General features: G+C 39.7%; 24 protein-coding genes. 16 read left to right on the plus strand and 8 right to left on the minus strand.

Annotated features, from left to right (window positions below):
• Nucleotides 1-73 precede the first annotated feature (73 nt).
• The gene (locus tag AC07UV_RS04970; protein ID WP_495182919.1) at nucleotides 74-409 is read left to right on the plus strand and encodes a hypothetical protein; all 336 of its coding nucleotides are present in this window, start codon (nucleotides 74-76) and stop codon (nucleotides 407-409) included.
• 604 nt (nucleotides 410-1,013) lie between these two features.
• On the opposite strand, the gene AC07UV_RS04975 is transcribed toward AC07UV_RS04970, so the two are convergent.
• Nucleotides 1,014-2,183: an acyl-CoA dehydrogenase family protein gene (locus AC07UV_RS04975; protein ID WP_495182920.1), complete on the minus strand. Its 1,170-nt coding sequence runs from the start codon at nucleotides 2,181-2,183 to the stop codon at nucleotides 1,014-1,016.
• A gap of 130 nt (nucleotides 2,184-2,313) precedes the next feature.
• Between AC07UV_RS04975 and amaB the strand changes: the two genes are divergently transcribed.
• Nucleotides 2,314-3,843: an L-piperidine-6-carboxylate dehydrogenase gene (gene amaB, locus AC07UV_RS04980; RefSeq protein ID WP_495182921.1), complete on the plus strand. Its 1,530-nt coding sequence runs from the start codon at nucleotides 2,314-2,316 to the stop codon at nucleotides 3,841-3,843.
• A 19-nt stretch (nucleotides 3,844-3,862) separates the two neighbouring features.
• Entirely contained in the window at nucleotides 3,863-5,149 is a 1,287-nt protein-coding gene (lat, locus tag AC07UV_RS04985; RefSeq protein WP_495182922.1) for an L-lysine 6-transaminase, read from the plus strand.
• 62 nt (nucleotides 5,150-5,211) lie between these two features.
• Here lat and AC07UV_RS04990 read toward each other — a convergent pair whose 3' ends face one another.
• The 3 genes from AC07UV_RS04990 to AC07UV_RS05000 form a co-directional block, all read right to left on the minus strand.
• Nucleotides 5,212-6,042 carry a suppressor of fused domain protein gene (locus AC07UV_RS04990; protein ID WP_495182923.1) on the minus strand — a complete coding sequence of 277 codons (831 nt, stop codon included), beginning with the start codon at nucleotides 6,040-6,042 and terminating at the stop codon, nucleotides 5,212-5,214.
• Between the two features lie 5 nt (nucleotides 6,043-6,047).
• The gene (locus AC07UV_RS04995) at nucleotides 6,048-6,497 is read right to left on the minus strand and encodes an energy transducer TonB (protein WP_495182924.1); all 450 of its coding nucleotides are present in this window, start codon (nucleotides 6,495-6,497) and stop codon (nucleotides 6,048-6,050) included.
• 72 nt (nucleotides 6,498-6,569) lie between these two features.
• On the minus strand, nucleotides 6,570-7,553 hold the full coding sequence (locus AC07UV_RS05000; RefSeq protein WP_495182925.1) for a hypothetical protein: 984 nt from the start codon (nucleotides 7,551-7,553) through the stop codon (nucleotides 6,570-6,572).
• 153 nt (nucleotides 7,554-7,706) lie between these two features.
• Here AC07UV_RS05000 and AC07UV_RS05005 point away from each other — a divergent pair, with 153 nt between their 5' ends.
• The 4 genes from AC07UV_RS05005 to AC07UV_RS05020 are packed head-to-tail and all read left to right on the plus strand — an operon-like array spanning nucleotide 7,707 to nucleotide 9,882.
• Nucleotides 7,707-8,213: a GbsR/MarR family transcriptional regulator gene (locus tag AC07UV_RS05005; protein WP_120261913.1), complete on the plus strand. Its 507-nt coding sequence runs from the start codon at nucleotides 7,707-7,709 to the stop codon at nucleotides 8,211-8,213.
• Between the two features lie 4 nt (nucleotides 8,214-8,217).
• Nucleotides 8,218-8,580, plus strand: coding sequence for a hypothetical protein (locus tag AC07UV_RS05010; RefSeq protein ID WP_495182926.1), 363 nt, complete (start codon nucleotides 8,218-8,220; stop codon nucleotides 8,578-8,580).
• A 4-nt stretch (nucleotides 8,581-8,584) separates the two neighbouring features.
• A complete protein-coding gene (locus tag AC07UV_RS05015) occupies nucleotides 8,585-8,965 on the plus strand; it encodes a hypothetical protein (protein WP_495182927.1) in 381 nt (126 codons plus the stop codon).
• Between the two features lie 26 nt (nucleotides 8,966-8,991).
• Nucleotides 8,992-9,882 carry a TIGR01777 family oxidoreductase gene (locus AC07UV_RS05020; protein ID WP_495182928.1) on the plus strand — a complete coding sequence of 297 codons (891 nt, stop codon included), beginning with the start codon at nucleotides 8,992-8,994 and terminating at the stop codon, nucleotides 9,880-9,882.
• Nucleotides 9,883-9,920: 38 nt separating this feature from the next.
• Here AC07UV_RS05020 and AC07UV_RS05025 read toward each other — a convergent pair whose 3' ends face one another.
• Together AC07UV_RS05025 and AC07UV_RS05030 are read right to left on the minus strand one after the other, a co-directional pair.
• A complete protein-coding gene (locus AC07UV_RS05025; protein ID WP_495182929.1) occupies nucleotides 9,921-12,032 on the minus strand; it encodes a type IA DNA topoisomerase in 2,112 nt (703 codons plus the stop codon).
• A gap of 168 nt (nucleotides 12,033-12,200) precedes the next feature.
• On the minus strand, nucleotides 12,201-13,559 hold the full coding sequence (locus tag AC07UV_RS05030; protein WP_495182930.1) for a deoxyguanosinetriphosphate triphosphohydrolase: 1,359 nt from the start codon (nucleotides 13,557-13,559) through the stop codon (nucleotides 12,201-12,203).
• A gap of 139 nt (nucleotides 13,560-13,698) precedes the next feature.
• On the opposite strand from AC07UV_RS05030, the gene AC07UV_RS05035 reads away from it, so the two are divergent.
• The gene (locus AC07UV_RS05035) at nucleotides 13,699-14,757 is read left to right on the plus strand and encodes an aldose epimerase family protein (RefSeq protein ID WP_495182931.1); all 1,059 of its coding nucleotides are present in this window, start codon (nucleotides 13,699-13,701) and stop codon (nucleotides 14,755-14,757) included.
• A 115-nt stretch (nucleotides 14,758-14,872) separates the two neighbouring features.
• Here the strand turns inward: AC07UV_RS05035 and argH are convergent, their stop codons facing one another.
• A complete protein-coding gene (gene argH, locus AC07UV_RS05040) occupies nucleotides 14,873-16,204 on the minus strand; it encodes an argininosuccinate lyase (protein WP_282250538.1) in 1,332 nt (443 codons plus the stop codon).
• Between the two features lie 806 nt (nucleotides 16,205-17,010).
• On the opposite strand from argH, the gene rbfA reads away from it, so the two are divergent.
• From rbfA to AC07UV_RS05060, 4 genes are read left to right on the plus strand one after another with little or no spacing between them, the layout of a single operon-like run.
• The gene (gene rbfA, locus AC07UV_RS05045; RefSeq protein ID WP_495182932.1) at nucleotides 17,011-17,385 is read left to right on the plus strand and encodes a 30S ribosome-binding factor RbfA; all 375 of its coding nucleotides are present in this window, start codon (nucleotides 17,011-17,013) and stop codon (nucleotides 17,383-17,385) included.
• Nucleotides 17,386-17,415: 30 nt separating this feature from the next.
• Nucleotides 17,416-18,072: a leucyl/phenylalanyl-tRNA--protein transferase gene (gene aat, locus AC07UV_RS05050; RefSeq protein ID WP_495182933.1), complete on the plus strand. Its 657-nt coding sequence runs from the start codon at nucleotides 17,416-17,418 to the stop codon at nucleotides 18,070-18,072.
• Nucleotides 18,056-19,144, plus strand: coding sequence for an aminotransferase class V-fold PLP-dependent enzyme (locus AC07UV_RS05055; RefSeq protein ID WP_495182934.1), 1,089 nt, complete (start codon nucleotides 18,056-18,058; stop codon nucleotides 19,142-19,144). The genes aat and AC07UV_RS05055 overlap by 17 nt, the downstream gene beginning before the upstream one ends.
• 2 nt (nucleotides 19,145-19,146) lie before the next feature.
• Entirely contained in the window at nucleotides 19,147-19,797 is a 651-nt protein-coding gene (locus AC07UV_RS05060; RefSeq protein ID WP_495182935.1) for a DUF8465 domain-containing protein, read from the plus strand.
• Between the two features lie 34 nt (nucleotides 19,798-19,831).
• Here the strand turns inward: AC07UV_RS05060 and AC07UV_RS05065 are convergent, their stop codons facing one another.
• Complete coding sequence (locus tag AC07UV_RS05065) at nucleotides 19,832-20,230, minus strand: hypothetical protein (RefSeq protein WP_335994593.1); 399 nt, start codon at nucleotides 20,228-20,230, stop codon at nucleotides 19,832-19,834.
• 250 nt (nucleotides 20,231-20,480) lie between these two features.
• On the opposite strand from AC07UV_RS05065, the gene AC07UV_RS05070 reads away from it, so the two are divergent.
• The 4 genes from AC07UV_RS05070 to hemB all read left to right on the plus strand — a co-directional run bounded on the left by AC07UV_RS05070 (nucleotide 20,481) and on the right by hemB (nucleotide 25,689).
• Complete coding sequence (locus AC07UV_RS05070) at nucleotides 20,481-21,323, plus strand: hypothetical protein (protein WP_495182936.1); 843 nt, start codon at nucleotides 20,481-20,483, stop codon at nucleotides 21,321-21,323.
• A 219-nt stretch (nucleotides 21,324-21,542) separates the two neighbouring features.
• Entirely contained in the window at nucleotides 21,543-22,784 is a 1,242-nt protein-coding gene (hemA, locus tag AC07UV_RS05075) for a glutamyl-tRNA reductase (protein ID WP_495182937.1), read from the plus strand.
• 245 nt (nucleotides 22,785-23,029) lie between these two features.
• Nucleotides 23,030-24,616: a hydroxymethylbilane synthase gene (gene hemC / locus AC07UV_RS05080; protein WP_282250549.1), complete on the plus strand. Its 1,587-nt coding sequence runs from the start codon at nucleotides 23,030-23,032 to the stop codon at nucleotides 24,614-24,616.
• 104 nt (nucleotides 24,617-24,720) lie between these two features.
• A complete protein-coding gene (gene hemB, locus AC07UV_RS05085) occupies nucleotides 24,721-25,689 on the plus strand; it encodes a porphobilinogen synthase (RefSeq protein WP_282250551.1) in 969 nt (322 codons plus the stop codon).
• The last annotated feature ends 97 nt before the right edge of the window (nucleotides 25,690-25,786 follow it).

Below are 25,786 nucleotides of genomic sequence, written 5' to 3' on the forward strand. Positions count from 1 at the left end.
CTTTTTGAAGTTTTTTTTCTTTTCCTTTTTTCCGATTTCCGCGCCTAACTTCCGTTAAACCCTTCTTTTTTTCATGGTCCCTTCTTTCGAAGTAACCGCCCCTCCCTTGCGGAGTGGTGCAAAGATAGGGAGTTTTCGGGCAAACTTCCAAGCCTTTTGTTCTTATTTATTTCAATATGTCTGTAACTCGCTGGGAACTTGGCGGATTGTTTTTTGTTCGGGGGCTATCAGGGGGGGGCGTCGGGGTAAGAATAGGGCCGTGAGGTGGAAACCGGGGCACAAAGGACAGAATAACACGATAATATGGAGACTGCCGGAAAGGGACACATTAATCCGTACTTCAGCACTGGAATGGGAACCGGCAGACTGCAGGAACGCTCATGGACGGAAAGATGGCCGGGGTTTTTAGTCAGATCGCCTATGGACAACAGGTTTATAACTCATGGACAAGTTATACTTTTACTTAGGTTTTAGTTAGGTTTTGTTTAGGTATAGTTTAGGTTTTGTTGAGGTATAAGCTAAATTATACCTAGCTAATAGCTAGCTTAATTCTACTCTATTGCTAAGTTAATGATGGACTTGTTCATAATAACGAGCAGCAATGAGGAGCCATGGACAGTGTCCGATGATTCGGTCCTCCTTTGGGAGAAGCAATATAGATACAGTACGATCAGCAGCTGCACCAACAGAATCTAAGAACTAAAAGGGATATAACAGCGACCAATCCTTGTTATGCCTATCTATAACGTTAGGACATCCGAACGAAAATTCTTTTAAGGACACAAATAGTCTCACCGCCTCGGAGATAAATAAGATTCAATCAACGGAAAACACGAAACATATGGAGTAGGATAAACGTGGCGCAGCCATCGTCTTTTTCTCAAAAACGATAGCTGCGCCACGTGAATTAAATAAGATATCAGAGACAAGAACACGAAATCATGAACAAAACATCGTATTGTTATTAACAATTTTGAATAAGATGATGTCCCATATTTGGTTTGCACTCAGGTTTAGGAAAACGCATTGAGCCCAGTAATATCCTGCCCAGTGATCAATAAATGAATATCATGTGTACCTTCATAAGTAATAACCGACTCAAGATTCATCATATGTCGCATAATTGGAAAATCCCCAACAATGCCCATTCCTCCCAAAATCTGCCGGGATTCACGCGCAATCTGTAAAGCCATATTCACATTATTCCGTTTAGCCATCGAAATTTGCTGTGGGGTTGCTTTCCCTTCATTCTTTAAAAGCCCCAAACGCCAGGACAACAACTGAGCTTTCGTAATTTCTGTCAGAAATTCAGCCAATTTTTTCTGTTGCAACTGAAACCCGCCAATTGGTCGGTCAAATTGTTGACGCTCCAGAGCATATTGAACAGCCGTTTCATAACAGTCGATCGCCGCTCCTATCACACCCCAAGATATTCCATACCGTGCAGAATTCAAACAAGAAAGCGGCCCACGCATCGAGTTTACCTCAGGCAATACATTTTCAGCGGGAATAAAGACATCATGAAAAACCAGCTCGCCAGTTTTAGAAGCTCGTAAAGACCACTTATGTAATGTTTCGGGTGTTTCAAAACCATCCATTCCACGTTCAACAATTACCCCTCGCACTTTTCCCGCCTCATCACGTGCCCAAACTACAGCAAGATCACATACTGGTGAGTTTGTAATCCACATCTTAGCACCGTTCAATAAAAAACCACCATTACTCACTGTCAATCGCGTTTCCATCCCTCCGGGGTCAGAACCGTGGTTCGGTTCGGTTAAACCAAAAGAGCCCACAAGGTCCCCGGAAGCAAGTCCCGGCAAATATTTACGGCGTTGCTCCTCGCTACCATAGGTATATATCGGATACATCACCAAAGAAGATTGCACCGAAGCAGCCGAACGAACCGCAGAATCACCGGCCTCCAATTCCTGCATAATCAAACCATAAGAAATCTGATCTAATCCCGCACCACCATATTCTACTGGAATATAAGGACCTAAAGCACCTATTGCACCAAGTTTGGGCATCAACCCTGCTATGGCCTGATGTGCCTGTGCTGCATCTTCTATGACTGGTTTTATCTCTGACCGAACAAAATCCCGAACAGCACGACGGACAAGCTTGTGCTCCTCTGATAAAAGGTCATCCACTTGAAAATAATCAACATTTATTTGTTTCATAATCGTATAGTCTACATTAGCTTATCTAAGATAATAAAATATTTTCAAAATGAACAATATTCACACATAACTTGTTTAACAGAATTTTATTCCCTATATTTAATATATTCCACGAATAAAATAAACCATTATGATAAAAAAAGAACTTAAAATACTCGGCATAACATCCCAGAATTTAGGCTCGTCAACAGGGCAAAAGTGGTTTTCTGGTGGTGAGGTATTCGTATCCCTATCTCCTGTAGATGGAAAACTCATTGCAAAAGTGTCTGGTAGCAGCCAGAAGGATTATGAGACAGTCATCGGTGATGCTCAAAACGCATTCAAAGCATGGCGACTTATCCCCGCTCCCAAGAGAGGAGACATTATCCGTCAACTAGGCGATAAATTACGAGAATTGAAACCGACACTCGGAAAATTAGTCTCCTATGAGATGGGAAAATCCTATCAAGAAGGCATGGGGGAAGTACAAGAAATGATTGACATCTGTGACTTCGCGCTGGGGCTATCCCGACAACTCTATGGCAATACCATTCATTCCGAACGTCCCGGCCATCGCATGTATGACCAATACCATCCTTTAGGTGTAGTCGGTATTATTACCGCCTTTAATTTCCCTGTAGCCGTTTGGGCATGGAATACGGCCATCGCTTTGGTTTGCGGAAACACCGTCGTATGGAAACCCAGTGAGAAAACGCCACTATGTGCCATTGCCTGCCAAAAACTATTAGCAGAAATCCTCCATAACAATGGATTACCTGAAGGTATCTCCAACCTGGTCATGGGCGACAAAGAAGTCGGTGAATGGCTTGCTGCTGACAACCGCATCTCCTTAGTGTCGGCAACAGGATCAACACGGATGGGAAAAGAAGTCGCTGTTACAGTTGCGCAACGATTGGGCAAAACGCTCTTGGAACTTGGTGGCAACAATGCGATTATTGTTACCCCAGATGCGGACCTCAACATGACAATCATCGGTGCCGTATTTGGTGCCGTGGGAACAGCAGGACAACGCTGCACCAGTACACGACGACTGATTATCCATGAGAGTATCTACGACAAAGTCAAGAAGCAACTGACAAAAGCCTATGGTCAATTAAAAATTGGCGACCCTTTGGACACGAAAAATCATGTAGGACCATTGATTGATAAAGCCGCTGTAAAATCATACTTAAACGCACTAGACAAAATTAAAACACAAGGGGGAAAACTTCTTATTAAAGGAAAAGTACTAGAAGGCAAAGGTTACGAAAGTGGTTGCTATGTACAGCCCGTTATCGCCGAAGTCGAAAATCATTATGAGATCGTGCAACACGAAACTTTCGCTCCCATTCTATATTTAATAAAGTATCAAAGCGACATAGGCAATGCTATCGCCTTGCAAAATGGTGTCAGCCAAGGCCTGTCCTCAGCTGTGATGACAAACAATCTGAGAGAAGCCGAACTATTTCTCAGCGCCGCCGGATCGGATTGTGGCATAGCAAACGTCAATATCGGTACCTCAGGTGCAGAAATCGGTGGGGCCTTTGGCGGAGAAAAAGATACCGGAGGTGGTAGAGAATCTGGTTCGGATGCATGGAAAGCATATATGCGTCGCCAGACAAATACCATTAATTACACAACAGACTTACCATTGGCACAAGGTATAAAATTTGATTTATAAACCATTCAGATTCGAAATTATGAGCAACGTACATGAAAGACTAAGTAAACATATATTGGCAGACGGGTTTCCACTGGTCATGGATATGGAAAAATCGCACGGCTCTTATGTTGTCGATGAAAATGGGGACGAATACCTGGATATGTTTAGCATGTTTGCCTCTATGGCTGTAGGCTATAACCATCCCCATCTGGTCAAGCATAGTGAGTTTCTGGGCAAGATGGCAGTCAACAAGCCTGCTATATCGGACATCTACCCCAAAGAATTCGCAGATTTTGTGGATACATTCGACCGTGTGGCAATACCAAAAGAACTCCCCTATGCATTTTTTATTTCCGGTGGAGCACTGGCTGTGGAAAATGCATTGAAAGCAGCCTTTGACTGGAAAACTAGACTTAATTTCGCTCAGGGCATACAAAAAGAAGCGAGTCAGGTCATCCATTTTAAACAGGCTTTTCATGGTAGATCGGGCTATACGCTCTCCTTAACAAATACGCAGGATCCCCGAAAGTACATGTATTTTCCAAAGTTCAATTGGCCTCGTATTGTAAATCCCAAATTAACGTATCCACTAACGTCAGAAAATATCAGCCAAACAATAACCGTAGAGGAGAGGGCAATCGCAGAAATCAATCAGGCCATCCACGACAATCCCAACGATATTGCCTGCATTATCATTGAGCCAATACAGGGCGAGGGTGGAGACAATCATTTTCGGAAAGAATTTTTCCAACAACTGCGTCAGATCTGCGACAAGAATGAAATTCTCCTGATTTTCGATGAAGTACAGACAGGGCTGGGTATTACCGGAAAAATATGGGCTTATCAACATTATGATATTATACCGGATGTACTTGCTTTTGGTAAGAAAGCTCAAGTTTGTGGGATATTAGCGAACAAGGAAAAATTTGATCAAGTGGAACATCATGTGTTCAAAGAATCCAGCCGGATCAACTCCACCTTTGGGGGAGATTTTATAGACATGCTCCGCTTTAAACTAATTCTTGAAGTGATCGAACAGGAAAATCTCTTGGCGAATGCTGCTGAAAAAGGAACTTATCTTAAGAGTAAACTACAGAAAGTTATGAAAGATAGGCCGCAACTCAGTAATTTAAGGGGTGAAGGGTTATTTGTAGCGCTGGATTTTGATTCCGCAGATTCCCGTAACGAATTTATCAAAAGGGCTTATGCCAACAAATTGATCATGCTGGGCTGTGGTGAAAAAAGTATACGATTCAGACCGCATCTTAATATCAGCAAGGAAGATATTGACAAAACGATCATGATCATCGAAAACAGTCTTTAAAAAAAATGCAGTACTATCGGTGACTCATTCACAAATAGTACTGCATTTATTGACCAAGGTCACTATTTTCTACAAACATTTGGACGATCTATGTCCACAAGCTCTGAAATTCCATATTCATCAAAAAGATCCAATAAGGCATCTGTCCCTTCTTCCAGTTTGAAATCCATCTCTTCCTTATAAACTGGAATCATTGCATAGAAATTAATGATATTGCCATCTTTTGTTTGAAGTTCCAAAAATTCCTCATCAAAGCTCAACATCGGAGGCAATAAGAGCATACAGCCAAAACCGGTATTTGCTATTTCTTCGGCCTCCATCCCATTAGGAATAGTATGACCATAGCCTAACCATGTTTTATACTCATGTGGAAAACGCGCTAACCTTTTCAAAAAGTAAACTGGCCAGTAGTTGATATCATCCTGAAACTCTTCATCGCCTATTTTCCAATCAGCAGGAAGAACAACCATTAACTCGGCACGCTCATAGGCTTCCTTATCGTCTATTTCCTCCGGAACATTCATGGGAAGGTCGCTCATACCAGAAGTTACCAGGATATTGTATGGATAGTTCGCACTAGGCTTTATCCAGTGTACATCAATATGCACCAATTCGGATATAATTTCGTGAAAGACCAGATCTGGTTCAGCGATATATTTTGTCAAATGCTCCTCTATCTCTTCAAGATACACACATTGTACCTCAGGGAATAGATCTTTCGGATCTTTTTCCTCAGGCTGACTTTCATAACGATATATAGTCGAACCTCCGGCAGTAATTTCAACATCTTTCTTTTCAGTGGAAGATTCGTCCTCTCCCCCGCTCATGATTTTTTTGACTTTATCCCAAAATGACATATGAAGTGAATAAATGGTTAATTTTCTAAATTGCATTTCAATTATTCAAGAACAGCGACTACTGGCTGCCGAAATTTTGTTTTGACTGGCTTTCCCTTGACTAAAGCTGGCATCCACTGTGGTGATTTCCGCATTGCCGCCAATACGGCTTTTGCAAATTCAGGGCTTACATTCTCCCGATTCTCAATTTCAATATTACAAATAGCTCCATCTTCACAAACGATAAAATTAAGAATCGCTGTTTGTTTGAGGCCAAACTTTACGTAAGCGACACTATCCATAGCACCCACGGTACGTGTCAGATCGAGGTTATTTTGCAAGAATCTTGACCATGCCCTTATCCCACCCTTAAAATAAGGAAAATCATCCACATTTTGGACTAGACTATCTGCAGGAATATTACGAACAGCAGCAGTCTGCGCCTGTGAAGTCAAACAAACGATAAAAAGCAGGACTGTCGAAACAGTAATTTTAAATTTTGGTGAATACATAGCCTATCCCATCCATAATCATACCATTTTAACGCGTATTTGGACCAACTTATTACTTTACTTTCTTCAGATTCAATTTAGGGGCATATCAACATCCGTGATAAAAGCACCTTGATCATCCAGCAAAAAGCTAATTGGTTGTTCTGGATTTTTAATAATTTCGAACAAGGTCAAACCCCAGGGTTTCCAGAAATTTTCCAGTACCTGACCGTAGGTCTTATTCTGCCAATGATCAAATATAGGTTTCATAGACATATCCGCTAACGGCATAGGTTCAACATAGACTTTCTGAGGTGTATTTAAATAGGTGTAATCCGGCAGGCGGTTAAAAAGATAAGCAGAGTAGAAATAGCGCGCACACAACTCTTCAAACTGTATGGGGTGAAGCTTTTTCCCTGCAATCGTCTTCAATATGTCTTCATGATAGATATTGTTTGTTGCATTATCCTGAAGGCAAGCAATAACCGCAAAATCTTTCATTCGAATAGAAAAAATAAGAGTATTTATTTCATCACGATACATAAAAGTATCAGGCGCATTTTCTACTGGAACTACAACAAGGGAAAATGGGAAAGTATTTTCAAATTCCATCGGAACGACCAACGACTGCAACATGGCGTGCAAGTTGGTAAAACGTTGCGCCAAAGCCTGCGAAAAGTTCATGTCTTCACCTGAAGCTTTCTGTTGACGGATTCCAGCAAGAATTTCGTTATAGACAACGCCATAGATGATTTTTGTCATCCATTGAAAAAGTAGCAAAGGATCTACTTGGCTGACCGCTTCGTAGCCCTGCTCAAATGATTGCTCAACGGCACGTTCCATTTGTTCTATTGCTTCAGCTGTATCAATCGAACATGGAAGCTTGAGTGACTTATAAGTCACTAGATTCTCATCCAACATTTTGAAAGGCTTATCTTCCAATTGAAAAGATTTCATCATCCAAACAGGAAAGACCTGGATGCTCTCCTCCTCAGACTGAAGTTTATTGCCTGTTAAAAAACAAATAGTTGGATCAAATTGAAATTGTTTGAATGGATTATACAAAGTTGTTGCCATAATGCCAGCAAAGTTAATACAAATCAAAAAGGACACAAGAAAAGGAAAACCTTATTACGATATGGTGACTTGTTTATTGAATTTATTTTATTTTCAGAAATTTTTGAAAATTCAAAAACTATATATAAATTTGAGTAAGAAATAAAAATGAAGATGGAATTACAAGAAGCAAAACAGCAATTTATAGATACTTGGGGAGCGTTGGGTTCCGAATGGGGGATCAACAAATCCGTTGCTCAGGTACATGCATTACTCCTTTCTGCGAGCAACCCCATGTCTACAGACGAAATCATGGAGAAGCTGGTTATCTCCAGAGGTAATGCCAACATGAGTATCCGTCAATTGGTCGATTATGGTATTGTTTACAAAAAACATATTGCAGGAGACCGAAAGGAATATTTCGTTGCGGAGAAAGACGTATTAAAATGGGCGATGAAAATTGCTGTTATGCGCAAGCAAAAAGAACTTGATCCGGTCATGGATATTCTCAGAGAAATCAGTAAAAATACCGAGAAAGATAAAACGCCAGAAGGCAAGGAGTTTCATAAGACGGTAAAAGATATCCAGGTATTAACAGATCAACTCGAAACCATCGCAAACAAACTATTCAATACCAGCGGCGGGGATCTGTTACTAAAATTGATCAAACTAATGATGTAATCTTATGAACTTTAATATCCTTGCTTACGCAATATATGGCTTGCTAACCTGCTACATTATCCTTTGGGTAGGTCGCTTGTTTCACAAAAATGGTCGGATTTTTATTCTTTCGTCGTTTAAGAACAACGTTGCTCTAACAGACACGACAAACAATCTATTGCTTATGGGATATTATTTGCTCAATATTGGTTATGCTGTCATTCAATTCAGTTACTGGAAACAAATCCAAACATTTGAGGATCTGATCAGCAGTATTGCATTAAAAACAGGAACATTATTATTTGTACTTGTCTGCATGCATTACTTTAATATGCTTGGCATCTATTTCTTCGCTAAAAAGACAAATTCATTCACTATTAAATCATAATATCATGGGAAATCTAACAGTTATCGGGTATTTTATTTATCTACCCATTGCAATTGCACTGACCTATTATGTTGCGTATGTGCTTTTCAAAAATAGTATCGTGTACATGAATGATATTTTTGCGGGGCGACCGGAAGTCGCCAATGCGACAAACAATCTTTTCCGGATTGGTTTCTACCTCATGAACCTAGGATTTGCTTTGTATATCCTCGAGATCAGCTTATATGAACCGAGTGTACAGGCACTCATTGAGCGGCTCAGTTATAAAATCGGTGGATTCAGCATTTATTTAGGTGTCATGCTTTTTCTGAATATGTTTCTATTCTTCCGGGGCAAAAGAATCGCAAAACAAAGAAGAAATATGCCAACAACAATTAACGAGTAAAACAGATCTCTAAAAATGGTATTATCATGCCTAAAATAGTTATTGCAGGTGGAACAGGTTTTGTCGGACAATATCTTTCCAAAAGATTCCAAAGAATGGGATATCAGGTGATCCTCGTTGGCAGACAGAAAGGAAATATACCCTGGACCGATACGGATGGCATTTCAGCCGCACTTGAACATGCTGAAATGTTGATCAACCTCGCGGGCAAGTCCGTCAATTGTCGCTACAATGCCAGCAACAAAGCACAAATATTTTCTTCAAGAACAGAGACCACAAGTATTTTAGGTAAGGCAATTGAAAATTGCACCCATCCTCCTATTCTTTGGTTAAATGCAAGCACCGCAACAATCTACCGTCATGCAGAGGATCGACCAATGACTGAAAGTAGCGGTGAGATCGGAACGGGATTTTCCGTCGAGGTCGCAAAGAAATGGGAGAAGACATTTTTCGATTTCCACTTACCCCATACCAGACAGGTGGCTCTTCGGATGGCTATTGTCCTAGGCGCTGATGGTGGTGTTATACAACCTTTTAAAAATCTTGTTCGCTTCGGTTTAGGTGGAATACAAGGCAACGGTGATCAATATTTTAGCTGGATACATATTGAAGATCTATTCCAGATTATCTTATTTATACAAAAACATCATGAAATAGATGGCATCATAAATTGTGCTGCCCCCAATCCGATTACGAATAAAACCTTTATGGGGACTTTTCGAAGCGTCATGCATCGAAAAATTGGTCTCCCCTCACCGAAATGGTTGTTGGAAATAGGTGCTTTGTTGATCGGGACGGAAACTGAACTTTTATTGAAAAGTCGTTGGGTAATACCAGAAAGATTAACGGAACTTGGTTTTACATTTCAATTTCCAACGATTGAAAGGGCTTTAGACGATATTTTAATTTTGAAATAAACGGAAACGATGCTAGCTACAACGTGGGATAGGCCGACCTATCCCACGTTAACTTTAAAGTTTTCGAATACCAGTGGAGCATTTACAATAGCGCCCTCATTGTTTTTAACCCCCTTAAACTCCGAGGTTTTCCCTTTTTCCAAAAGATTCTTCATTTCTTTTTCTTCCAGAAAAATACCGTTCAATGTTCGCCAGATCTTAAAATCACAACCACGGGCATAGTGATCACATTGTGCCATCCGATCATATAGGAGGATTAAGCCTTTCTCACATTTAGGGCATTTGATTTTCCCCTTTTGCTGTGGTTTAACTTCCTCTTGGGCCAATGAAATTCGCAGTGTCAATAATTCTTTGGTAATTTTCGCTGTGTAGTCCTTTATATGTTTCATAAAAACATCATAAGAAACCTTATTGGCCCGCATTTCCTCCAGCTTTTGCTCCCATTTTCCAGTCAATGTTACCTTCGCAATCGAACGATCTTTAACTAGGTTATACACTGCCAGTCCTTTTTCAGTCGGAATCAGCTTTTTCTTGTCCCGTTTTATATAGTCACGCTGAAAAAGTGTCTCTATTGTTGCCGCACGGGTCGCTGGTGTTCCCAAACCGCAGTCTTTCATCGCCTGGCGCATTTCATCGTCTTCAATTTCTTTACCGGATGTTTCCATCGCTTTTAAGAGTGAAGCTTCGGTATGAATCGGACGAGCCTTGGTAAAACGTTCAGCGAGTTCCAAAGTCAATATTTGCAGTAATTCCTCAGCCAGCAATTTAGGTAACTGCGCATTCTCATTGTCTTGGTCATCGTTGTTCTTATCTTCATCTGGAGCTTCTATCTGCTCGGCAGAAAGACGCCAGCCGTACTGTTTGATGACCGTCCCTTTTGCGATCAGCTCGACACCTTGCGCATCTATCGTAACTGTGGTGATATCCTTGATACAGACTTCCGAGAAACTCTCGACCATACGCTTAGCAATCATGTTGTAAATATTTTGCTGTTCTTTCAACATATGGCCGGGCTTTTCATCGGTAACCAACAGCGCATGGTGATCGGTTACCTTTTTGTCATCAACAGAACGCTTATTTAACTTTGCTCCAATTAAGTTCTTAGCAATGGATGCAATAGATTCCTCCGCATAATCCGAGAGATGCTGAAAAAGCGCTTCGATCTGTTCGAAAACATCCTCACCAATATAACGGGATCCGGTACGGGGATAGGTAATAACCTTTTTCTCGTAAAGTGTCTGTGCAATACTCAAGGTTTGGTCGGCTGAGTAACCATATTTTTTGTTCGCATCCTGTTGAAGGGAGGTTAAGTCAAATAATAAAGGAGGTTGTTCCTTTGTCTCTTTGGCCTCTACTTTGGCAACACGCGCATTTGTCCCAACAGTCAATCGGGCGATTGTCTGTTCGGCAACATCTTTTTTATCTATTTTGTTTGACGTGGCTTTAAAACTGATATTATCTTTCTCAAAGCCTGCCTGGATTTTATAAAATGCCTGCGGCTTAAAATCTTTATTTTCGAGGTATCGCGAGCAGATCATCGCCAAAGTAGGCGTCTGTACTCTTCCCAAAGAAAGAAGTCCTTTGTTGCCTGCAGCCAAAGTGATTGCCTGTGTGGCATTGATCCCGATCAGCCAATCCGATTCTGATCTCGATCGGGCAGACATGTATAAACTATCGTATTCAGTACCCTCTTTTAAGTTTGCGAAACCTTCTTTGATGGCCTTATCCGTCTGACTTGAAATCCAAAGCCGTTTAAACGGCACCTTTGAACCCAGGAAGTAATATATATTACGAAAGATTAGCTCACCTTCCCGCCCGGCATCCGTCGCTACAATAATTTCTTCGGCCTGTTCTAATAGTGACTTTATTGTATTGAGCTGTTTGACCGCACCGCCATCATCCATCTGCTTTCCATCCCGTTTGACTTTCTTCGATTCCAGTTTAAAATTTGCAGGTATGATGGGAAGATTGGAAATAGTCCAGCTATTATAACCGTAAGCCTGAGGCGTACACAATTGAACCAAATGACCAAAAGCATAGGTAAAAGCATAGCCATTTCCGGCGATATAGCCATCTTTGACTTCCTTCGCTCCCATCACACGGGCCAGATCACGAGCCACGGAGGGCTTTTCAGCTATTACAACCTTCATTTTAGAGTATTGAGATTTGAATATTGAGATTTGAGACGCAACATGTACATGCTCTTAGCTTATCGAGTACTTTCATTTTTACTTTGACAAGATAACTTACAAAGTTATCATGATCTTAATAAATCGATAACCAGGATCACAAGTTAACAAACTAAATTGTTCGCAAACCTATTCGATACTCGGAATTGTTATTCCTTTAATCTTACGATAGAGTTCGATGGCATATACATCGGTCATTCCAGAAACAAAATCCAGCACAGAACGGATTTTGGAATAGGAGTCCTGTTTGTCTGTATAAAACTGCTCCGGAATTAAAGCGACTAATTTCTTGTCGTAATTATTTTTGTTCTTTTTAAGGTATGCCGGTACAAACTCCTTTAATAAGGCATCCATCACCCGATAACCGGCAATCTCAATCTGGACTACCGTTGGTGCATTATAAATCTTCGCAATGGATATTTTTGAGATTTTGTTCATTTGCTTTACAATACTGTCATCCAGCGCATCCATTAATGCGGATGAAAAAGTCCCAGATAAAAATTGCTCTTGTTCACGAACAAATACATCAACACAACCCTTGATCAGGGTGTTGATCGCCTTAGCCCGCAATAGTGCCACGCGACTCGGTGTATCCAGCAAACCGTCCAATCGGTCACGAAGATTTTCGGAACCACATAATGGCAACAAAAGTTCTTCTACTTCTTGGTAGGATAATATTTTCAGATGATGTGCATCTTCCAGATCAATGATATTATAACAGATATCGTCGGCAGCTTCTACAAGATACACCAAGGGATGTCTCAAATAACCCTTGGGATTGGAAGGATCTTTTAGTAACCCTAACTCGTCCGCAATTTTCTCAAAAGCTTTTTGCTCCTCTGTAAAAAAACCATATTTTTTGCGATGGTGGCTTTTTTTGACATGCCCATCAATAGCTAAACACGGATATTTCACAATAGATGCCAATGAGGTATAGGTCAAGGCAAATCCTTTTGGATCTTTTCCCTGAAAAGCGTGAGTCAAAATCCGCAGGGCATTGGCATTACCTTCAAAATGGGTTAGATCTGCCCATTCTTCGGCTGTTACCTGTTCCTGATATTTCCGTCCATCTCCATCTGTGAAGTAGGTAGATATCGCAGACTCCCCTGAGTGTCCAAATGCAGGGTTCCCCAAATCATGAGAGAGACAAGCCGCTGAGATAATATTTCCAACCTCTTGTAGGAACGGATATTCGGTGTCTATATTTGGGTTTTCTTCCTTTAACTGTGCATAGAACATACGGCCGAGTGAGCGACCTACACTGGCTACTTCCAAACTGTGTGTCAACCTATTGTGTACAAACACAGCCCCTGGAAGCGGAAAAACCTGAGTTTTATTCTGTAATCTTCGAAATGGGGAAGAAAAAATCAACCGATCATAATCCCGTTGAAATTCCGATCGAGCCACAAGGTAGCTATCAGCTGTTCTATCTTCATACCCCCAGCGTTTTGCAGAAAGCAAATCTTTCCAGTTCATTTTTTCAGACATAGCGCAAATATACCATTTCTCCAATAATTGGTTTGAACCAAATCTCAAAATGACAAATTTTACAGGCAGCTGTTACCGAGGTCATTTTTATACAGGTTATATTCTGTATCTTTAACTTTCAATACCAATAGGAACAATCATGACTAAATATCAATCACTTATTCCAAAATATTTTGAAGGCATTATAGAAGGAAAAAACACCCATTTACTTTTATTAAAAAATGAGGGTGGTATGCAGGTGCTCTTAACGGATTATGGCGCGCGCATTGTCAGTATCTTAGTCCCCGACAACAAAGGTAATCTGGTTGATGTAGCCCTAGGCTTTGATTCAATACAGGGCTATCTGGAATCAGACGAAAAATACCATGGCTGTACTGCTGGCCGTTTTGCAAACCGTATTGCAAATGGCAAATTTGAAATTAATGGGAATCAGTATACACTTCCTCAAAATAATGGGATCAATTGTTTGCATGGCGGTATCTCAGGCTTCCACGATAAAGTTTGGGATCGCAGAGTGACCTATCAATCCCATGTAGAATTTTACTATGTTTCTAAAGATGGTGAAGAAGGCTTCCCTGGGAATATAAAAGTAATGGTTTCTTATACCCTAACCAGAAACAACGAAATCGTCATCAAATACCACGCGCAATCAGATGCTGACACACATGTTAATTTAACAAATCACACTTATTTCAATCTTGATGGGGAAGGAAGTGGAGATGTATTGCAACAGGTGCTTCAAATAAATTCAGATGAGGTGCTATTTGTTGATGAAAATCAAATACCCAACGCGATCGTACCAGTTGAAGGCACTCCTTTTGACTTTAGAACCCCAAAAAAGATTGCGCAGGACATCACAGAAAATGATGAACAGCTTATTTCGGCCAAAGGTTACGATCATTGTTATGTCAATAATAAACCAATCTCGCAGCCCTGTGCAACAGTCTATTCAAAAAACACAGGAATACAGCTGGATGTATTCACTACCGAGCCAGGCTTGCAGCTTTACACAGGGAATTGGATGACAGGAAACGACATCGGTAAAAGAGGAAATAAATATTTGCCCTATGCGGGATTTTGTCTAGAAACACAGCATTTCCCCGATAGTCCCAATCAAAGGGAATTTCCTTCAACCTTGTTAAAAGCCGGAGCGCAATTTGATTCAGAAACACACTTCAAGTTTTCAATAAAGAAATAACAAGAAAAGACCAAATTCTTAAAGAATTTGGTCTTTTCTCATTGTATTTAAGAGCCTATTCCCCTCAGTGAACACGCATTAATTTCATTCATAGACTCAAGGACACACACCGCTCTTATTTCACCAATTCTTCCAGGGCCTTTTCTACTTTTTCGAATTCGAAAGTCGCTTTCACCTGCTGAAACATGCGCTGAATCTGATCATTACATAGATTCCCAATACTACCTTCATGTGTATGATTTACTTCTTTCGATGGTTTGAAACGTCCCTCATCAATATCAATACCAATAGTCCGATATGCTTCGCGGAAAGGCACGCCTTTGAGCACCTCATTGTTTACAACCTCTACCGAGAATAGATAATCGTATTTGGGATCATCAAGAATATTGTCTTTTACAGAAATATTTGCCAGCATAAACGTAGCTATTTCAAGACATTCATTAAGTGACTTAAATGCTGGGAAGAGATTTTCTTTCAACAGCTGGAGATCTCTGTGATAACCTGAAGGAAGGTTCGTTGTCATCAAAGCAATTTCATTCGGTAAGGCCTGAATTTTATTACAACGGGACCGAATTAGCTCAAATACATCAGGGTTCTTTTTATGTGGCATTATACTGGAGCCCGTTGTCAAATGTGCCGGAAAGGATATAAAACCAAAATTTTGATTGATATATAGACAGACATCCATCGCGAATTTAGCTAGGGTTGCCGCAATAGAACTCATCCCCTGTGCCAGAATACGCTCGGTCTTTCCTCTCCCCATCTGTGCATAAACCACATTATAATTCAAATCTTCAAAGCCCAATAACTGGGTTGTCATCGTTCTATTTAGTGGAAAAGATGAACCATAGCCCGCAGCAGATCCCAGGGGGTTCTTATTACAGACCTTCCATGCAGCTTTCATCATTTCAAGGTCATCCACTAAACTTTCTGCATAGGCGCCAAACCACAAACCAAAGGATGAAGGCATCGCAATTTGAAGATGTGTATATCCCGGAATCAAAACATGCTTATAACGCTCACTAAGTTGAATCAATTCATTGAAGAAAGACTCCGTATTCTGAATAATATTTTGGATTTCGGAACGGAAGTATAATTTCAGATCTACGAGTACCTGATCATTGCGGGATCGACCTGAATGAATTTTTTTACCTGCTTCACCAATACGCTGTGTAAGTAGCATCTCAACCTGTGAATGTACGTCTTCTACCGAATCTTCAATCTGAAAATCCCCTGCTAAAATTTCTTTATAGATATTTTTCAATTCCTTCTGTACCACAACAAGATCTTCATCAGTCATGAGGTTGATACTATTTAACATACGTGTATGCGCCAAAGAGCCCAATACGTCCGCTGCCGCAAGTTGTAGGTCCATCACACGGTCATTACCTACAGTAAATGATTCCACAAATGAATCAACATCTATATTTTTTTGCCAGATTTTCATTAATATATTAATATATTTTGTTTTATGATAACGAAATTATGATGAGCCGATTATTCATTTCGGTTTAGCTGCTGATCATAGCCCACAATAATTTTCTCTGAATATTTATTTGTATGTCACTACATCCCCGCGTTAAAGACATTTATATGCCTTACGGCGATAAAGTTTTTATATCCAACACGATCATACGCTATATCCGATTTGTTTTTTGCGCATGAAACAATCATAGGCTCATTATACTATCTGCGGTTCTAAAACGATCGATTTGATTACGGATATGTACATCTATTATTAACATGACAAAAATACCAATTGCAAATGGTTATATCAATGCCAAGCTGTTTTAGGTTCAACATTATTCATGGAAAGGGTAAAAAGTAGAATTTTTGACGTAGAAAAAAACCTGTTACAAAAAAAAACAAATGTTAAAAGTTTGTTAAATCGCAATAAACACATTTTATAAGTAACCACTCACTTTATTTTTAAAACTTATTTTGTCAGTTTTTTAAGTATTCCTATGTTTGTAGTGTAAGGGAGATGAAAAAATAAAAGCCGGTAAGGTTAGTAAATACTTACCACTTTAAATACACCGAATTTTAGAACCAAATATGATAGACCCCAACGTCTTAAAACTTGCAAGAAATTACCTAACCAATTGTGAATCGAAATTTAAAGGCACGTCAAACCAAGATGTGCCTTTTTTCGTATTCATACCACTGGAGTTAGTCAACATGTAGCGTATATTCTTGCCTAAAATACTTATCTTTGTGTATCATATTGAGAATATTCAACATAAAACGTATACGATGGGAACAGAAAGCAAGAGACAGCAACGTTTTGCTGGGGTCATTCAACAGGATTTAGCAGCATTATTTCAACGCGATGGCAAGGTATGGGCTCCAGGGGCATTCATTACGGTTACACGTGTTCGAGTTACTCCCGATCTAGCTATCGCACGTGTTTATTTAAGCTTTCTAAACACGAAGACTGCACAAGAAGATATTAAAGCTATCCGTACCAAAACATCTGAGATACGCTATAAGTTGGGATCAAAAATTAAAAACCAGGTAAAAATTGTCCCTCAATTGGACTTTTTCCTTGATGACACCAATGAATATGTGGAGCACATGGACAAATTATTTGAAGAAATAAGTAAAGAGCCACGCCAACCAGAAGAATAATGTACCTTAAACTGGCTGATCTAAGAATCAATGATATTTGAACTGGATAGCAAAAAGCTGGATTTTCCACATCCGAGCTACGCCGAAAAAGATGGCCTATTGGCCATCGGAGGTGACCTTTCGGCTGAACGGCTATTATTAGCTTATAGCAATGGTATTTTTCCTTGGTTTAGTGATGATAGTCCAATATTATGGTATGCACCTAATCCACGGTTCGTTATTTATCCATCCAAGATAAAGATCAGTAAAAGTATGGCTTCCTGTATACGGAAGAATACATTTTCGATCTCCATAGACCAAAACTTCAATGAAGTCATTAAGTCCTGTTCTTCGATCAATAGAAAGGATCAGGATGGAACATGGATCACAGAAGACATGATCAGGGCCTATACAGCCCTATATACCATGGGCTATGCCCATTCTGTTGAAGTATGGCAAGAGGGGGTACTTGTAGGCGGACTTTATGGCGTTCTGATCAATGGTGTATTTTGCGGTGAAAGCATGTTTTCCAAAGTACCAAATGCATCCAAAGCTGCATTGATCTATCTAGCACAGGAAATAGACCTACAGTTGATTGACTGCCAATTTCATACCATCCATTTGGAGAGTATGGGCGGTGAATACCTTCCCTTATCAGATTATTTAGCAATACTAACAAAAGATCCAAGATATGAACAGTCCCTATAGCAAACATTTTGATATTGACACAGCGATAACTTACTTGACTACACCTGGCTCAGGTCTACTTTCACGTGAAACAAAGCAATGGCGTGCGCAACGGGATCAAGAATTCCATGATTCGAACACAACACTTCGTGAACAACAGGGTGCGGCATTGGATTCCTGCCGAAATACACTTGGACAATTCTTCAATTGCTCCGGGAACAACGTGTTTCTGTCAAGCTGCTTTTCTTTTGCATTCAACGCATTGTTAGCGGGCCTACCTAAACATTATAAGGTTTTGCTTTTGGACAATGATTATCCTTCGGTAAATTTCCCAACAATAATAACTGGGTTTGAGCACAGCTTCGTCACTATGGACGAACAGCTTGAGGCTAATATATTGGATGCTATAGCTACCTTTAAGCCAGATGTACTTATTCTATCAATTGTTCAGTATATCTCTGGTTTAAAAATAGACCTTTCTTTTATACAGGAATTAAAACATCAGCATCCTGAATTGCTAATTATTGGTGATGGTACACAATTTTTAGGAACAGATTTATTTGATTTTAATACTTCAGGCTTCGACGCCGTACTAAGTAGCGGATATAAATGGCTTATGGCTGGATTCGGAAATGGTTTTATTCTATTAAACGATCAGCTTAAAGAAATCCTCTATGCTGACGTACAGAAAAACTACAGTTATCTCAACAATCAATGGATGAATAAATCTGTTGTTCAACTTTGCTTTGAACCGGGGCATTTGGACACCTTAGCTCATGGAACCCTGCAACAGTCTCTGATGCAGTTTGAACAATGGGGTTATGCTGAAACCGTTTCATACACACAAGATCTGTTGGCGCAAGCAAGGGGTGAACTGGCCAATAGAGGGCTAGTACTTGATAGCATTATCAATAGACGTCCACAAAGCAATATCTTCAATATACAGATTAATCCAAACAATTTTCAACTCCTGATAGATGAGGGTATAAAATGTTTTCCTCGCGGTACTGGCATTCGTGTTGGATTCCACCTCTACAATGACCATGCAGATCTTGAAAAGCTATTACATATTATAGATACAAAAATAAATTAACCATGAAATTTAGAATAGGCGACTTAGTCAGGTTCGTTGATGAGCCCATTGAAGGGCATATCACTTCCATGCAAGCCAACAATATTGTAGGAGTAACGGATGAAACAGGATTCGAAATTCCTGTTCCTATGGACAAGATAACCCTCGTTTTTGGAAATATGCGCCGAGCGGATGATGAGCTTGATCAACATGCAACTCCATTGACCCCAAACCGATTTATCGAAAAAGGGATTTTACTGGCCATTTCCGGCGATCACAAAGATGGATTAGCCAAGTTGCATATCGTCAATGAGACAAGTTATGAACTCCTCGTATCGGTTTCTGAAGCTACAGCGAATAAAGTGAAAGGACTTTTTAGCAATAAAATACCACCACATGATTTCATCCAGTTCTATACAGGAAACTTTGCCAATGTGGGTAAATGGCCAACATTCCGTTTTCAAATCATTAGACATAGCAGCAGTTTGCAGGAACTTACTAATCCGATCAATAAGGAACAACGTGTGCGTCCTGTGGACCTGACTAATCCAAAGATGCTTCATGAAATTTTGGATGAAAAAATCTGGTCTTATGAACTGGACAAAATCGAAGAGGATTTAGGACTAGATAAACTAAAGACACATTTTATACCGCATCGTCCAAACAAAAAATAAGCTAGATAAATTATCTAGCTTATTTTTTAATGCATTACTCATTTGTTGACCCAATCTTCTTTGTGCTCAACAATAACAGTAGGATCCCGATTAAATAGACTATCCAGCCCCAACGCATATGGAGTGATTTGGAAAGCAGTTTGTCCGCAAAACCCCAGTCAAAATAGTTGTTGATTTTAAACCATACCGCAGAAACACTTAATAGATACCAACATGCTGCCAATCTGGTCATCCATTGATAGGCGCGAACTGCACGAACAAAAAATAACAATGCTGTTATTCCCAAAATCAGCATAGTGATAAAAAATAAATAGGCGTCCACCTGATAAAGGTTCCAGTTACCTTTGATAGGAACTTTTAAAAATGGAGTCATACTGGACAAAAAACAAATGATAAGTCCAACAATGGCAAAATACTTCCTAATGATGACCATGGTTCAAATTACTTTAAAATTGACACGAATATAAGTTGAATATTGTCACTTATATAACTTGTCTTCAATTTTCTGAAAAATTAATCTATTTTTAAAACGAAATTCTCGTACAGAATTCCGAACATGGAGCTATACCTCAAAAAACAACAGTAAAGCAAGCAAAATTGATTGCATAATAACTGGGTTAGAAGAGTATCTGAAAGGAATTCCTACCTGAAAGTTTATTTAAAATTAAACCCGGATATTGAACATGAAAAGAGCATTTGAAGAAACTGCAGCGGAACAGTCACCACTGCCAAAATCAAAGAAAAAAATATATATTATTATTGGAATTGTCTTGCTATTGGCCATACTTGCCGGCGGAGGATATTACAATTTTGTCCAGCAGCAAGACCTTGATGCCATACCTGTAGATAGTGCAGCAACAGCCGTGGACGGATTTGAGAATGCAGATCCAAAAGATCTCGAAGAGGCTGATGGCTGGAGCTCCATTGATGACTACGTCCATTGGAACAATGCCATCTTTACAATCCCTGAATATGACAATATTCCATTACGTTACCGCAGAGGCATTACAAAAATCTTTATGGGGAATAGCTACCTTGAACCTTCTGGTGATAAACCCATCTATAAATTTACCCGTATAAAGGATCGTGCAAAATCGGTATTCTGTTACGGTAATTTTACTGATCGTCATGACGCGGACAATTGGAACAAAGAAATGGCGTTTCTTGTGGAAAAAAATGACTATCAAAGCAGTGCGATCTGGATTATATCAGCAAAAGGAGATATCTTGTTTTGGAAAGAATATTCCAGTGAACTTCCTTTGATCAATAGTTTTAAAAAAGGACAGAAGATTTTTATGGATGAGATGAAATTAGTTCCCGCTCCGGCCGATGGAATTATTGTTAAAAATAAAAGTTCTAAATATGCTTTGATTTACAATAAAGGAACAAAAACTTTTGATACCTATTATCAGTATAGTGACAGTGAAATTCAAGAAGCAACCACTTCTGAAGAGGGCCCTTATATGGAGGAATTGGAAGATATAACGGTAGACTCAGTGCAAACAGATACTGCCACTAATAACTAGTTTTACAACTTCATTTGGCTGAGATTTTCATCACGCTGATAGGTGATGAAAATCATCTAATCGAAAAACAAAATATAACAAGCTAAAATACAGTCAATTAAACACAAAAAACATCTATTTAAAATCTTTCTAAATTAATCCCTTTGACAGATTTTTGACACAAGCACAAAGCATTTAAGCTACATTTGTACCGTTAAATATAAGCGAGGGATTAGAGCTTTGAAAAATCTTAAAGTATTAGCGTTTACTCATAAACATGTCGAATTAAAAGATCTAGGTAATCTAGTGATCTGCAATGAGGATTTAGAAAGTCGCCTCATTAGCCTAAAACACAGCCTAGATATTCCGGAGATCTTTTACATTGGTACTTGTAACCGAGTAGAGTTTGTATTTTATGGAGCTCACGAATTGACCAACGAATTTATTGCGGAGTTTATGGGAAAATTGAATTTCTGTGTTCCGCAAGAGCGACTTCAATGTTATTTGGGTCAGGTCAACAAATATGAAGGAATGGATGCCTTACATCATTTACTTCGTATGTCCTGCTCACTTGAAAGCCTTGTTGTTGGCGAAAAAGAAATTTTGGCGCAGGTACGTAGAGCTTATGATCGCTGTAGAGAAGCCGGTTTTACGGGTGATTTCCTTCGTCTAATGATGGACAGACTGGTAAAGACAGCAAAAGAAGTTTATACCTATACTAAAATTTCCAGAAACCCGATTTCTGTTGTATCCCTTGCCTACCGCAAACTACGCGAATTAAAGTTAATTGAAAACCCTAGAATCGTCATTATCGGATCAGGGGAAACAAACCAAAACTTAGCGAAATATTTCCAAAAAAATCAAAAAGCCAAATTTGTCGTTTTTAATCGCACACTTGAAAACGCAAAAGCATTAGCTGAGGAGTTAAATGCTGAGGCTTATCCGCTTGCTAGCATTGGCGAATACAAAGAAGGTTTTGATATTCTGATTACATGTACCGGTGCTCCCACATCAATTATTGATAATACCTTGTACCAATCACTATTAAATGGTGAAACCGACAAGAAAATTATCATTGATTTAGCTGTTCCAAATGATATTGATGCCGAAGTTGTCAAAAATCACCCGATTCATTACATCGAAGTCAGTAGTCTACAAGCTATTGCGGAGAAAAATATCCAGGAACGTTATAATGAGTTGGATAGTGCAGAAAAAATCATCCAAGACAATATTCAGGAATTCTTACCACTCATCAAACAGAGACGCGTAGAGGTTGCCATGCGTGAAGTTCCTGAAAAAATTAAAGAAATCAAATCATTTGCTTTAAACGAGGTCTTTGCACAAGAAGTACAGGCATTGACACCTGAAGCAAGAGAAGTATTGGAAAAAGTCATCAACTATATGGAAAAGAAATACATCAAAGTTCCAATGGTAATGGCGAAAGAGATTTTGGTTAAAACACCTGAGACCGAGAAAAACTAATTGCAATCATATCCCTGCAATCATTTCCTGACAAAATATATGTGTTACTTTCTTAACATGCGACCAACACTGGTGTTCGTATGCGGTTTCCTTTTTGTCATAGCCCTACCTCTATTCTAGTTTTCGGTTTATCAATCATTTCCTTTTAGATAATGACAGTAACGTGTCAACATATTCCACCTATTTATTTATTTTTGCTTCGATAAATGGTATTAAACACATTTTAATAGGTAAAGTAAAATAACGTGAATAGAAAACTAATTATTGGCACCCGGGGAAGTGTTCTTGCAATGTGGCAGGCAAATTTTGTGAAAGACCGACTACAGGAAATCGGTATCGAAGCAGAGTTAAAAGTCATCAAAACTCAAGGTGATATTATTCAGCACCTCCGTCTGGATAAATTGGAAGGTAAAGGATTTTTCACCAAAGAACTTGAGGAAGAACTTTTAAACGGGACCATTGATTTAGCTGTACACTCACACAAAGATTTACCTACAATCAATCCGCCGGGATTGATTATTGCCGCCGTTTCTGAACGGGAGGATCCTTCCGAATTATTGATTATCCACAAGGATTGTGTAGATATCAAGAAGCGTCTATCCCTAAAACATAACGCAACTGTCGGAACATCTTCCAACCGTAGAAAAGCACAAATATCAGCTTTACGTCCAGACCTGGAATTCGATGATCTAAGAGGTAACCTCCAGACAAGAATGCAGAAGCTGCGGGACGAACAATACGATGCGATTGTGCTGGCAAAAGCCGGTATCAGCCGTATCGAAATGGATATCACAGATTTTCATGTCGAAGAAATTCCACCAGTAGAAATTATCCCAGCTCCAGCACAGGGTGTATTAGCGATTCAGATCCGTGAAGTCGATAAAGAACTCTTTGCTGCATTGCAACCACTAAATAACAATGAGGTCGCTACAACCATCGCTGTAGAACGTTTGGTATTGAACAAATTTGACGCTGGATGTCATGCACCACTCGGATGTTATTGCCGCAAAAGTGGTGATGAGTACGAAGCTTGGGCTTCCATTGCCGATACAAGTGAAGACTTTCCTGACCGTGTATACTTGAGAGATACTGATCCAACCCGACTGGCTGAGCGTATTTTCAGTAAGTACGCAAAAGATCGTAAGTTGCCGCAATCTGTCTTTATTTCCAGGGAGGTAGACGAAAATTCCTACTTCGCCCGTGCGATGGCCAAACATAATATCACTATCGAAGGCCGTTCATTGATCAAAATATTTCCGATCATCAATAAGTTGGATCCTTTTATCTTAAAACATGTCGATTGGATCATATTTTCAAGTAAGAACGGGATTGAGCATTTCTTCAATCTGGAGCCGCGGTTAAGTAAAAAGACCAAAATAGGCGTTATCGGCCGTGGTTCGGAAGAAATACTACGTAAGTACGATCGTGTAGCGGATTTTTCCGGTGACAGCGAAGGTATTAACATGGATGAAATCGCCAAGAAATTTGCCGAATTGGCAAATGGTGGAACGGTACTTATCCCGCGCGCAAAGGAATCGCTTGAGACTATTCAGAAAGCATTAAGCCCAGAGACTAAAATCATTAATATCCCAGTCTATGAGACTGTATTGGAAGAGGACGTCGATCCATCCAATGCAGAAGTACTGGTATTTACAAGCCCTAGTAATGTAGAGGCTTATTTTGCGGACAATCTTTTAGAACCGGGACAAAAAGTCATCTGCATCGGTCGTTCAACCGGAGCCAAGTTTGATGAGATGAATGTTCCTTATACACTTCCCTATTCACCAGACGAAATTGGTCTCTCAGAGGCTGTTTTTGGCCTGGAATATTAAATGGTATTGGGAATTTAGTATTGCGTATTAAGCGTTGGCAAACGGAATTACTGCCTTGCAATTGAACAACACTGGATCACTAGATAATAAATAAATTAAATATAATGTTACAACGTCCGAGAAGAAATCGTAAATCTGCCGTGATTCGCGACATGATTCAAGAGACACGTTTAGACGCGTCAAATTTGATTTTTCCACTTTTTATTGTAGATGGCCAAAATCAAAAAACCGAGGTTAAATCAATGCCGGGTATCTACCGCTATTCAATAGATAATTTATTGAAAGAAGTGGAGAGCTGCCTCAAATTAGGCTTACGTTCATTTGACCTATTTCCCAATATCGAAGAATCATTGAAGGACAAATACGCGACGGAGAGTTACCGTGACGGAAGTTTGTATTTACGCGCTATTGCAGCAGTAAAGCAAAATTTCCCCGAAGCCTGTATTGTTACGGATGTAGCGATGGATCCTTACAGCAGCGATGGTCATGATGGAATTGTCGAAAATGGCGAGATCCTAAACGACGAAACATTGGAAGTATTGGGCAAGATGGCACTCGCACATGCGCAGTCCGGTGCAGATATTATCGCACCATCCGATATGATGGACGGACGTATCGGGTATATTCGTGAGCTATTAGACCATAATGGTTTCACAAACGTGTCTTTAATGTCGTATACGGCGAAGTATGCATCAGCATATTATGGCCCTTTCAGAGATGCTTTGGGTTCTGCTCCTAAACATGGGGATAAGAAAACGTATCAGATGAACCCAGCAAATGCAAAGGAAGCACTTATTGAGGCCCAGTTAGACGCGCAAGAAGGTGCGGATTTTCTAATGGTTAAACCAGGGCTTCCTTATTTAGATATTGTGAAACTTCTCGCTGATAATTTTGATCTCCCAATCGCGGTGTATAATGTCAGTGGTGAGTATGCCATGTTAAAAGCTGCCATTCAAAATGGTTGGTTGGATGAACGTGTGATCCTGGAAACGTTATTAAGTTTCAGACGTGCGGGCGCAACAGCAATTTTATCCTACCACGCCAAAGAAGTTCTGGAAAAAGGTTTTATTTAGGCAAATAAGATCGGGTGTTCGCTCTAAAAACAACGAATTGCTCAAAGACAAAAGTAAATACTAAAAAAGGTTCGAAATTAAGTTTTCGGACCTTTTT

The organism is Sphingobacterium sp. GW821-FHT03E03 (assembly GCF_059420745.1).